The following is a 12,351-nucleotide window of genomic DNA, read 5'->3' as shown; positions in this document are numbered from 1 at the left end:
CTTGGCGGCCAGGACCTTGGTCAGAGCCGCGGTGAGCGTGGTCTTGCCGTGATCGACGTGGCCGATGGTGCCGACGTTGAGGTGCGGTTTGGTGCGTGCGAATTTTTCCTTGGACACGGGATGCCTCTATCTTGAATTAACCGGCTTTCTTCATGACTGACTCGGCGACGCTCGACGGCACCGGCGAGTATTTCTTGAATTCCATCGTGTAAGTTGCGCGACCCTGCGACGATGAACGCAGAGTGGTCGAGTAACCAAACATATTTGCCAGGGGAACCTCGGCGCGGATCAACTTCACGCCACCTTGGCCGTCTTCCTGGCTCATGATGACGCCGCGCCGCGAGTTCAGGTCGCCCATGACATTGCCCAGATAATCCGCCGGCGACGTAACTTCGACGTCCATGATCGGCTCGAGCAGCACCGGATCGCCCTTGGGGCCGGCTTCTTTCCAGCACAGGATGGCCGCCATCTTGAACGCGTTCTCGTTCGAGTCCACCTCGTGGTACGAACCGTAGTGCAGCGTCGCCTTCACGTCGACCACGGGATAACCGAATTTGACGCCGCGCTGCATCGCCTCGTCCACGCCCTTGCGCACGGCCGGGATGAATTCCTTCGGGATGACACCGCCCTTGATGGCGTCCACGAATTCGAAGCCCTTGCCGACTTCCTGCGGCTCGAACTTGATGACCACGTGGCCGTACTGACCGCGGCCGCCGGACTGCTTGACGAAGCGGTATTCCTGGTCCACGGGCTTGCGGATGGTTTCACGGTACGCGACCTGCGGCTTGCCGACATTGGCCTCGACACCGAATTCGCGCCGCATGCGATCGACGATGATTTCCAGGTGCAGCTCGCCCATGCCGGCGATAATGGTCTGGCTCGACTCCTCGTCGGTGTGCACGCGGAACGAGGGATCTTCCTGGGCCAGACGGCTCAGGGCCATGCCCATCTTTTCCTGGTCGACCTTGGACTTGGGCTCGACCGCCTGCGAAATCACCGGCTCCGGGAACTCCATGCGCTCGAGGGTGATCACCTTGTCCTGATCGCACAGCGTCTCGCCGGTGGTCACGTCTTTCAAACCCACGCACGCGGCGATGTCGCCGGCGCGGACTTCCTTGATTTCCTGGCGCTCGTTGGCGTGCATCTGCAGCAGGCGCCCGATGCGCTCCTTGCGGCTCTTGACCGGGTTGTAGACGGAATCGCCCGAGGTCAGCACGCCGGAATACACGCGGATATAAGTCAGCGCGCCGACAAACGGATCAGTCGCGATCTTGAAGGCCAGCGCCGAAAACGGTTCGTCATCGGAGGCATGGCGTTCGCCCACCGTGCTGTCCTTGTCGTCCAGATGGCCCTTGATGGCAGGACGCTCCGACGGTGCGGGCAGAAAATCAATGACGGCATCGAGTGCCGCTTGCACGCCCTTGTTCTTGAACGCCGAACCGCACAGCACCGGCACGATCTCGAGCTTCAGGTTGCGTTCGCGCAGCCCGGTCTTGATTTCGTCCACGGTCAGCTCTTCGCCGCCGAGATATTTTTCCATCAGCTTCTCGTTGGCCTCGGCCGCCGCTTCGATCATCTGTTCGCGGTACTTCTTGCAAAGCTCGACCATCTCCGCCGGGATTTCCTTCTCTTCGAACTTCATGCCCTGGGTGGAATCGTCCCAGTAGATCGCCTTCATCTTGATGAGATCGACGAGGCCCTTGAAGTTCTCTTCGGCACCGATGGGAAGCTGGAGGGCAACGGCATTGGCGCCCAGGCGTTCCTTGAGCTGGGACACGACCGTCAGGAAATTGGCGCCGGCGCGGTCCATCTTGTTGACGAACGCGATGCGCGGCACCTGGTATTTGTTCGCCTGGCGCCACACGGTCTCGGACTGCGGTTGCACGCCGCCCACGGCGCACAGCACGAAAATCGCGCCGTCGAGCACGCGCAACGATCGCTGCACTTCGATGGTGAAATCGATGTGACCGGGGGTGTCGATGATGTTGAAGCGATACTGATCGCGGCTTCCATCCATGCCTTTCCAGAAGCAGGTGGTCGCCGCCGAGGTGATGGTAATGCCGCGCTCCTGCTCTTGTTCCATCCAGTCCATGATGGCCGCGCCGTCGTGCACCTCGCCGATCTTGTGCGAGACGCCGGTGTAGAACAGGATGCGTTCCGTGGTCGTAGTCTTGCCGGCATCGATATGCGCCATGATACCGATGTTCCGGTAGCGTTCGATAGGAGTTGTACGGGCCACGACTCAATTCCTCTATAGATAAAGAACGGTTAATCGCTTACCAGCGGTAATGCGAGAAGGCCTTGTTGGCCTCGGCCATGCGATGCACGTCTTCGCGCTTCTTCACGGCATTGCCGCGCTTGTCCGCGGCATCCATCAATTCATCGGCCATGCGCGCGGCCATGGATTTGCCGCTGCGCTCGCGCGCGGCATCGACGACCCAGCGCATGGCCAGGGCCGTCTGGCGTCCCGAACGCACTTCGACCGGCACCTGATACGTGGCGCCGCCGACACGCCGGCTTTTCACCTCGACCAGCGGACGCACGTTGGTCAGCGCCTGATTGAACATTTCAATCGGGTCTTTTTTGCTGCGCTCCGCGATCGTGGTGAGCGCGCCATAGACAATTTTCTCGGCCGCAGCTTTTTTTCCGCTATTCATCACCACGTTGATGAACTTCGCGACGGTCTCACTGAGATATTTCGGGTCCGGCGTGATTTCGCGCTTCGGAACCTCTCGTCTTCTCGACATACGTTCTGCTTGTCCTGATTACATTAATTAAAAGAATAAAACGCCCTGCACTGCCTTTCTGACATCGCCCGCCAATCAGTTGAAGTGCGGGGCGAAATGAGTGTTCTCTGATAAATTACGACTTCGGCCGTTTCGCGCCGTACTTGGAACGGCTCTGCTTGCGGTCGGCGACACCCGCGGTGTCGAGCGAACCGCGCACCGTGTGGTAACGCACACCGGGCAAATCCTTCACACGCCCGCCGCGAATCAGCACCACCGAGTGCTCTTGCAGGTTGTGTCCTTCACCGCCGATATAGGTGATCACCTCGTAACCGTTGGTGAGCCGCACCTTCGCGACTTTCCGGAGCGCCGAATTCGGCTTCTTCGGTGTCGTGGTGTACACGCGCGTGCACACGCCACGGCGCTGCGGACAGGCCTCGAGGGCCGGTACCTTGCTCTTGCTCTTCAGGCGTCTGCGCCCTTTGGCAACCAATTGGTTAATCGTCGGCATAAAGCTGTTTTGTCTCTCGACCCAAAAATGGAAATTTCCGCCGTGGCGGAAATCTCGAATTATTTATTATCGCCATCCAATTTGCGCGGTCGGCGCAGATATGAGGGATTCCGTCGCTGACCGCGAGACCGGAAATCCTCCCAGCCAACCTTCGGGATCGGCTTTTTAGAGGCTTCAACAAAGACAGGCCGGCGGAATTCCGGCCTGTTCTGAGGGGCGCGATTCTAGGGAGTCACCCCTATTGTGTCAAGCCATTAGCGCCCGTTTGCGGCCTTTTTTCGAGGTTTTTTGGTCCGCCGGGGCTCCCCTGCCCTGCGACCTTCCGCCGCGGCCAGAACCTCTATGTCCCCACCGCCTCCTCATCGCTGTGTGCCGCAGGCTTGCCCGTGAAACTGGCCGTCAGGGACTGCTTCAATTCCTTGGCTTCCTGCTTGGCTTCGCCGCGCGTGCGCCGGCGCTCCAGGTGATAGGCCAGGCCAGTGCCGGCCGGGATCAGGCGGCCCACGATCACGTTTTCCTTCAGGCCGCGCAGCAGATCCATCTTGCCGGTGATTGCCGCTTCCGTGAGCACGCGCGTCGTCTCCTGGAACGAAGCCGCCGAGATGAACGACTCGGTCGACAACGACGCCTTGGTGATCCCGAGCAGCAGCGGCTCGAAGGTTGCCGGTTTCTTCTTCTGCGCCGCCATTTCCTCGTTGTCCTCGTGAACCCGCGCGCGTTCGGCCTGTTCGCCGGGCAAGAAACGCGTGTCGCCGGAATCGAGGATGCGCACCTTGCGCAACATCTGGCGCACGATCACCTCGATATGCTTGTCGTTGATCTTCACGCCCTGCAATCGGTACACGTCCTGAATTTCATCGACGATGTAGTTGGTGAGCGCCTCGACACCCAGCAGACGCAGGATGTCGGAGGCCACGGGAGCGCCCTCGACGATGACATCGCCCTGTTCCACAGTCTCGCCTTCGAACACGGTGATGTGACGCCCCTTCGGGATCAGATACTCGTGCTCCACGCCTTCCTTGTCGTTGATGATGAGCCGCTGCTTGCCCTTGGTGTCCTTGCCGAAGGAAATCACGCCGCTGACCTCGGCCAGAATCGCAAAATCCTTGGGCTTGCGCGCCTCGAACAGTTCCGCGACGCGCGGCAGACCGCCGGTGATGTCGCGGGTCTTCAACGACTCCTGCGGGATGCGCGCAAGCACGTCGCCCACGCCCACCTTGGCGCCATCTTCCGCAGTGATGATGGCGCCCGGCGGCAGCATGTACTTGGCCGGAATTTCCGTTCCCGGAATATTGACCGGCTTGCCCTTGCCATCCACCAGCGTGATCACCGGACGGATGTCTTTGGTGCCGGCGCGATGCTTCGCATCCAGCACCACGTACGTCGACAGGCCAGTGATCTCGTCGGTCTGCTTGTTGACGGTCACGCCATCGATCAGGTCGGCGAAAGTCACCTTGCCGGCAACCTCGGTGATGATCGGGTGGGTATGCGGATCCCAGTTGGCGACGACGGCACCGATCTTGATCTTCGAGCCGTCGTGCACCGACAGCACCGCGCCGAACGGCAGCTTGTAACGCTCGCGGTTGCGGCCCTGATCGTCCTGCACGATCAGCTCGCCGGAACGCGACACCGCGACATAATTGCCGCTCGCATGCTTCACGACCTTGAGGTTCTTGAGCCGGACCACGCCCGAGGTTTTAACCTCGATGCGCGACACCGCCGTAGCGCGCGAGGCGGCGCCGCCGATATGGAACGTACGCATGGTGAGCTGCGTACCCGGTTCGCCGATCGACTGTGCGGCGATGACGCCCACGGCCTCACCCATGTTGACGAGATGTCCGCGACCGAGATCGCGCCCGTAGCACTTGCGGCACACGCCGTAACGCGTATGACAGGTCACCGGCGAACGCACCAGCACTTGGTCGATGTTACAGTCCTCGAGCAATGCCACGGCCTTTTCATCCAGCACCGAGCCGTCCGCGATCAGTACTTTCTTTTCGTTACCCGGATCGCGGATATCGCCGATTACCACGCGGCCGAGAATGCGGTCGCGCAGCGCGATCACGATTTCGCCGCCTTCCACCAGCGCCGATTTGGCCACCCCTTCCGTCGTGCCGCAATCGTCCTCGGTCACGACCAGGTCCTGGCACACGTCCACCAGGCGGCGCGTGAGATAACCCGAGTTCGCAGTCTTAAGCGCGGTATCGGCCAGACCCTTGCGCGCGCCATGCGTCGAGATGAAGTACTGCAGCACGTTCAGGCCTTCGCGGAAATTCGCCGTAATCGGCGTCTCGATGATCGAGCCGTCGGGCTTGGCCATCAGGCCGCGCATACCGGCGAGCTGGCGGATCTGCACCGCGCTGCCGCGCGCGCCGGAGTCCGCCATCATGAAGATGGAATTGAACGACTCCTGCTTGGTCTTTTTGCCCTTTGAATCGGTCACTTCCTCGCTGCCCAGCTGGTCCATCATGGTCTTGGCGACGCGCTCGGAGGTGTGGGTCCAGATATCGACCACCTTGTTGTAGCGCTCGCCGTCGGTGAGCAGACCCGAGGCGTACTGGTTCTGGATCGCCTTCACTTCGCTCTCGGCCTGACCGATGATTTCGGCCTTCTCGCCCGGAATAATCATGTCATCCATGCCGAAGGACACAGCTGCGCGCGACGCGAACGCGAAACCGGTGTACATCAGCTGGTCGGCGAAGATCACCGAGGCCTTGAGGCCGACGCGCCGGTAACACGCGTTGATGAGTTCCGAGATCGTCTTTTTCTTAAGCACGCGGTTGATGAGCTCAAACGGCATTCCTTCCGGCAGGATTTCGGACAGCAGCGCCCGGCCCACGGTCGTGTCATAGAGCTTGCGGGTTTCGATGCGCTTGCCCTTGTCGTCGAAATGCACCTCGCGGATGCGCGCCTTGATGCGTGCCTGCAACGCGACATGACGGCCGTTGTAGGCGCGATGTACTTCGGCCACGTCGGCAAATGCCTTGCCCTCGCCTTGCGCATTGATGCGCTCGCGGGTCGTGTAATAGAGACCGAGCACGATATCCTGCGACGGCACGATGATCGGGTCGCCGTTGGCAGGTGACAGAATATTATTGGTGGACATCATCAGGGCGCGGGCTTCGAGTTGCGCCTCCACCGACAGCGGGATGTGCACCGCCATCTGGTCGCCGTCGAAGTCGGCGTTGTACGGCGCGCACACCAGCGGATGCAGCTGGATCGCCTTGCCTTCGACCAGGATCGGCTCGAACGCCTGAATGCCCAAGCGATGCAGCGTCGGGGCGCGGTTGAGCAGCACCGGATGCTCGCGGATCACCTCTTCCAGGATGTCCCAGACCTCGGGGCCGGCCTGTTCGACCATCTTCTTCGCCGCCTTGATAGTGGTAGCGAGGCCCTTGGATTCGAGCTTGCTGAAGATGAACGGCTTGAACAGTTCCAGCGCCATCTTCTTCGGCAGGCCGCACTGGTGCAGCTTGAGCGTCGGACCCACCACGATCACGGAGCGGCCGGAGTAGTCGACGCGCTTGCCGAGCAGGTTCTGACGGAAACGGCCCTGCTTGCCCTTGATCATGTCGGCCAGCGACTTCAGCTGGCGCTTGTTGGCGCCGGTGATGGCGCGGCCACGGCGGCCGTTGTCGAGCAGCGCGTCCACCGCCTCCTGCAGCATGCGCTTCTCGTTGCGCACGATGATGTCGGGCGCGTTGAGATCGAGCAGGCGTTTCAGGCGGTTGTTGCGGTTGATCACGCGCCGGTACAGATCGTTCAAATCAGACGTCGCAAACCGGCCGCCGTCGAGCGGTACCAAAGGACGCAGTTCCGGCGGTAGCACCGGCAGGATTTCCAGCACCATCCACTCCGGCTTGTTGCCGGAATAGAGGAACGCCTCGAGCACCTTCAGGCGCTTGGTGAGTTTCTTGATCTTGGTCTCGGAGGTGGTGCCGGCGAGATCGCCGCGCGCTTTCGCCACTTCCTCTTCGAGGTTGATGGACTTGAGCAGGGCACGAACGGATTCCGCGCCCATGCGCGCGTCGAATTCGTCGCCGTACTGCTGGATGGCGTTGAGGTAGGCGTCTTCCGACAGCAGACTGCCACGCTCGAGCGGCGTCATGCCCGGGTCGATCACGACATAAGCCTCGAAATACAGCACGCGCTCGATATCGCGCAGCGTCATGTCGAGCATCAGGCCCATGCGCGAGGGCAGGCTCTTCAGGAACCAGATGTGTGCCACCGGCGAGGCCAGGTCGATATGACCCATGCGCTCGCGGCGCACCTTCGACAGCGTGACTTCCACGCCGCACTTCTCGCAGATCACGCCGCGGTGTTTCAGGCGCTTGTACTTGCCGCACAGGCATTCGTAATCCTTGACCGGCCCGAAGATCTTGGCGCAGAAAAGACCGTCACGCTCCGGCTTGAAGGTGCGGTAATTGATGGTCTCCGGTTTCTTGACCTCACCGAACGACCACGAACGGATCTTCTCGGGTGATGCGAGCCCGATGCGGATCGCGTCGAAGTCCTCGGACTTGCCGGGCTGCTTGAAAAGATTAAATAGGTCTTTCAAGATTTTGTCTCCTGCGAACTGATTCGCTAACTAATTCGCCTACTGATTAATAATTCCGGTTCGGTCTCGCCCCGGGGCTTACTCTTTTTCCTTCTCCAGCTCCATGTCGATGCCGAGCGCGCGGATTTCCTTCACCAGCACGTTGAAGGATTCGGGCATGCCCGGCTCCATGCGATGGTCGCCCTTGACGATGTTCTCGAACATCTTGGTGCGCCCGGTGACGTCGTCGGATTTGACCGTGAGCATTTCCTGCAGCGTGTAAGCGGCACCGTAGGCTTCGAGCGCCCACACTTCCATTTCACCGAAGCGTTGACCGCCGAACTGCGCCTTGCCGCCGAGCGGCTGTTGCGTGACCAGCGAGTACGGACCGGTGGAGCGCGCGTGCATCTTGTCGTCAACCAGGTGATTGAGCTTGAGCACGTACATGTAACCCACCGTCACCGGCCGGTCGAAGGACTCGCCGGTGCGCCCGTCATAAAGCGTGGTCTGGCCGGAGGGCGGCAGGCCCGCCATCACCAGCATTTCCTTGATCTCTTCCTCGGACGCGCCGTCGAACACCGGCGTGGCCACCGGCACACCCTTGCGCAGGTTGCGCGCGAGCTCGATGATCTCGTCGTCGGTCAGCGACTTGATTTCTTCCTTGCGTCCGCTGCGCCCGATCTGGTTGTAGATGCGGTCGATGAAGCGGCGGATTTCCTCGGCCTTGCGCTGCTCATCCAGCATGGCGCCGATCTGGGCGCCGAGTTCATGCGCGGCCCAGCCGAGATGGGTTTCGAGCACCTGGCCCACGTTCATGCGCGACGGTACGCCGAGCGGATTCAGTACGATATCCACCGGGGTACCGTCTGCGCCATAGGGCATGTCCTCGACCGCCACGATGCGCGAGATGACGCCCTTGTTCCCGTGGCGTCCGGCCATCTTGTCGCCGGGTTGCAGACGGCGCTTCACCGCCACGTACACCTTGACCATCTTGAGCACGCCGGGGGCGAGATCGTCGCCCGAGGTGAGCTTGACCTTCTTCTCGGTGAATTTCTGGTCGAACAGATCCTTCTGCTTGGCGAGGTAACCGCGGATCTGCTCCAGTGCCTGCGAGGCCTCCTCGTTCTTGAGGCGGATGTCGAACCACTTGTTGTGCGGCAGTTCCTCGAGATAACCCTTGGTGATCTTGTCGCCGTTCTTTAGGCCCGCCGGTCCGCCGTCGGCAACCTTGCCGATCAGCTGACGTTCGAGACGCGCGAAGGCGTCGCTTTCCAGGATGCGGTACTGGTCGTCGAGGTCCTTGCGGATGCTTGCCAGCTCGGATTCCTCGATGCTCTTGGCGCGCGCGTCCTTCTCCACGCCCTCGCGGGTGAACACCTGCACGTCGATGACCGTGCCGGAGATGCCGGACGGCACGCGCAGGCTGGTGTCCTTCACGTCCGAGGCCTTCTCGCCGAAGATGGCGCGCAGCAGCTTCTCTTCCGGAGTCAGCTGGGTCTCGCCCTTGGGCGTGACCTTGCCAACAAGGATATCGCCGGCGTCCACTTCGGCGCCGATGTAGACAATGCCCGACTCGTCGAGCTTGGCCAGCGCCGCCTCGCCCACGTTCGGAATATCGCGCGTGATTTCCTCGGGTCCGAGCTTGGTGTCGCGCGCCACGGTCTGCAGCTCTTCGATGTGAATGGTGGTGAAACAATCGTTTTCCACCACGCGCTCGGAAATCAGGATCGAGTCCTCGAAGTTGTAGCCGTTCCACGGCATGAACGCGACCAGGATGTTACGCCCGAGGGCGAGTTCGCCCATGTCGGTGGACTGGCCGTCGGCCAGCACGTCGCCCATGGCGATGACATCGCCCACCTTCACCAGCGGTTTCTGGTTGATGTTGGTGTTCTGGTTCGAACGCGTGTACTTGGTCAGGTTATAAATGTCGACACCAACTTCGCCCGGCTTGGTTTCATCGTCGTTAACCCGCACGACCACACGCGAGGCGTCTACGGAATCCACCAGGCCACCGCGCTTGGCGACGACCGTCGCGCCCGAGTCGATCGCCACGATGCGCTCGATACCGGTGCCGACCAGAGGTTTTTCGGTTTTCAGGCAGGGCACCGCCTGGCGCTGCATGTTCGAACCCATGAGCGCGCGGTTGGCGTCATCATGCTCCAGGAACGGAATCAGCGAGGCCGCCACCGACACGATCTGCGACGGCGCCACGTCGATATAGTCCACTTTGTCCGGCGTGGACAGCATGAACTCGTTCTTGATACGGCACGAAACCAGTTCGTCGATCAGGTGGCCGCGGCTGTCGAGCGTGGCATTGGCCTGCGCGATCATGAACTTGCTCTCTTCGATCGCCGAAAGATAATGCACGTCGTCGGTGACCTTGCTGTTGTTCACCTTGCGGTACGGGGTTTCGAGGAATCCGTACTCGTTGGTACGGGCGTAGACCGCCAGCGAGTTGATCAGGCCGATGTTCGGGCCTTCCGGCGTCTCGATCGGGCACACACGTCCGTAATGGGTCGGGTGCACGTCACGCACTTCGAAACCGGCGCGCTCACGCGTCAGACCGCCGGGCCCGAGGGCCGAGACGCGGCGCTTGTGCGTGATCTCGGACAGCGGGTTGGTCTGGTCCATGAACTGCGAAAGCTGGCTGGAACCGAAGAACTCCTTGATCACCGCCGACACCGGCTTGGCATTGATCAGTTCCTGCGGCATCAGGCCTTCCGACTCCGCCAGCGACAGGCGTTCCTTGACCGCGCGCTCGACACGCACCAGGCCGACGCGGAACTGGTTCTCGGCGAGTTCGCCCACCGAGCGCACGCGGCGGTTGCCGAGGTGGTCGATGTCGTCGATCTCGCCCTTGCCGTTCTTGAGCTCGATCAGGATTTTCATCGCATCGACGATGTCTTCCTTGGTCAGGATGCCCGGTCCTTCATCGCTGCCTCTTCCGACGCGGCGATTGAATTTCATGCGGCCGACGGCCGAGAGGTCGTAGCGGTCGGGGCTGAAGAACAGGTTGTTGAACAGCGTCTGCGCGGCATCGCGCGTCGGCGGCTCGCCCGGGCGCATCATGCGGTAGATTTCGATCTGGGCCTCGAGCGGATCGCGCGTCAAATCCAGACGCAGGGTATCGGAAATGAACGAACCCTGGTCGAGATCGTTGGTGTAGACCGTCTTGACCTGTTCGATACCGGCTTCGAACAGCTTGTCGATCAGATCTTTGGATACCAGGTCGTTGGCCTGGGCCAGCAGCTCGCCGGTCTGCGGATGAATCACGTCTTCCGCGAGCGAACGGCCGATCAGGAAGCTCGGTTCGATGGTCAGCTGCTTGAGCTTGGACTTTTCCAGCTCGCGGATGTGACGTCCGGAAATGCGGCGGTTGGCTTCGATGATGACTTCGCCCTTCGGCGTTTTCACGTCGAATTCGAATTGCATGCCGCGCAGGCGATTGGGGATCAGATCGAGCCGGATCTCGTTCTTCACGAGATGGAAGGTATCGGTCTGAAAGAAGGTGGCCAGAATTTCCTGTGTGGTCATGCCGATCGCGCGCAGCAATACCGTCGAAGGCAGCTTGCGGCGGCGGTCGATGCGCACGTACAGGTAATCCTTGGGATCGAACTCCAGATCGAGCCACGAGCCGCGGTAGGGAATGACGCGCGCCGAGAATAATAACTTGCCGGAGGAGTGCGTCTTGCCGTAGTCGTGCTCGAAGAACACGCCCGGCGAGCGGTGCAGTTGCGAGACGATGACGCGCTCGGTGCCGTTGATGATGAACGTCCCGTTGTCGGTCATGAGCGGAATCTCGCCCATGTACACTTCCTGCTCCTTGATGTCGCGCACCGTCTTGGTGCCGCTGGCCTCGTCCTTCTCGAATACCACAAGGCGCAGCAGGGCGCGCAAGGGCGCCGCGTAGATCAACCCGCGCTGCTGGCATTCCTTGACGTCAAAAGGCGGTATGCCGAGACGGTAGCTGACGAACTCGAGGGCGGCATTGCCGTTGTAACTCTCGATCGGAAACACCGTCTTGAAGGCGGCCTGCAAGCCCTGATCGATCCGCTGCTCCGGCGGCGTGTCCGCCTGTAGAAACTGGTGGTAGGATTCCTTCTGGATCTTGAGCAGATACGGAACCTTCAGCACGCCAGGGCGCTTGCCAAAATTCTTGCGGATGAGTTTCTTCTCGGTGAATGAGTAGGTCATGCTTTCCTCGGCTCTATATATATAGAGAAACGGCTTGAACGGACCGGTACAACCGACAACGTTTTCCTGAAAACGGCATGCAGGCGGAATAGCGGCTTGCGCCGCTGGTCCCGCCCGCACGGACTACTAATAGCCGGTTCACCCGCCGGCAGCGGATGAACCCCCGACAGCGCCAACTTACTTAAGTTCAACCTTGGCGCCGGCGGCCTCGAGTTCCTTCTTCATCTTCTCGGCGTCGGCCTTGGGCACGGCTTCCTTCACGGTCTGCGGCGCGCCTTCGACCAGGTCCTTGGCCTCTTTCAGGCCCAGGGTGGTCACGGCGCGAACCGCCTTGATCACGGAGACCTTGTTATCGCCGGCAGCGGTCAGGATCACATCGAAGG

The 12,351-nt window shown here is 61.1% G+C and carries 7 protein-coding genes; all 7 read right to left on the bottom strand.

From position 1 onward, the window contains the following. The coding region (locus WB402_RS04345) for a GTP-binding protein (RefSeq protein WP_424205692.1) at nt 1-117 on the bottom strand (117 nt) is incomplete at its 3' end. Nucleotides 118-136: 19 nt separating this feature from the next. Continuing rightward, a complete protein-coding gene (gene fusA / locus WB402_RS04340; protein ID WP_424205691.1) occupies nt 137-2,239 on the bottom strand; it encodes an elongation factor G in 2,103 nt (700 codons plus the stop codon). Nucleotides 2,240-2,276: 37 nt separating this feature from the next. Then, nucleotides 2,277-2,747, bottom strand: a complete 471-nt coding sequence (gene rpsG, locus WB402_RS04335) for a 30S ribosomal protein S7 (RefSeq protein WP_424205690.1) — start codon at nt 2,745-2,747, stop codon at nt 2,277-2,279. 115 nt (nt 2,748-2,862) lie between these two features. Further along, nucleotides 2,863-3,237, bottom strand: coding sequence for a 30S ribosomal protein S12 (gene rpsL, locus WB402_RS04330; protein WP_372524180.1), 375 nt, complete (start codon nt 3,235-3,237; stop codon nt 2,863-2,865). Nucleotides 3,238-3,577: 340 nt separating this feature from the next. After that, nucleotides 3,578-7,795, bottom strand: a complete 4,218-nt coding sequence (gene rpoC / locus WB402_RS04325) for a DNA-directed RNA polymerase subunit beta' (protein ID WP_424205689.1) — start codon at nt 7,793-7,795, stop codon at nt 3,578-3,580. A 78-nt stretch (nt 7,796-7,873) separates the two neighbouring features. Then, on the bottom strand, nt 7,874-11,968 hold the full coding sequence (rpoB, locus tag WB402_RS04320; RefSeq protein ID WP_424205688.1) for a DNA-directed RNA polymerase subunit beta: 4,095 nt from the start codon (nt 11,966-11,968) through the stop codon (nt 7,874-7,876). A gap of 177 nt (nt 11,969-12,145) precedes the next feature. Then, on the bottom strand, nt 12,146-12,351 hold a 206-nt coding region (gene rplL, locus WB402_RS04315), incomplete at its 5' end, for a 50S ribosomal protein L7/L12 (protein WP_424205687.1).

Source organism: Sulfuricaulis sp., from assembly GCF_049587675.1.
In the GTDB taxonomy this organism is placed as follows: Bacteria; Pseudomonadota; Gammaproteobacteria; order Acidiferrobacterales; family Sulfurifustaceae; genus Sulfuricaulis.
This window is presented reverse-complemented; position numbering and strand designations above follow the sequence as displayed.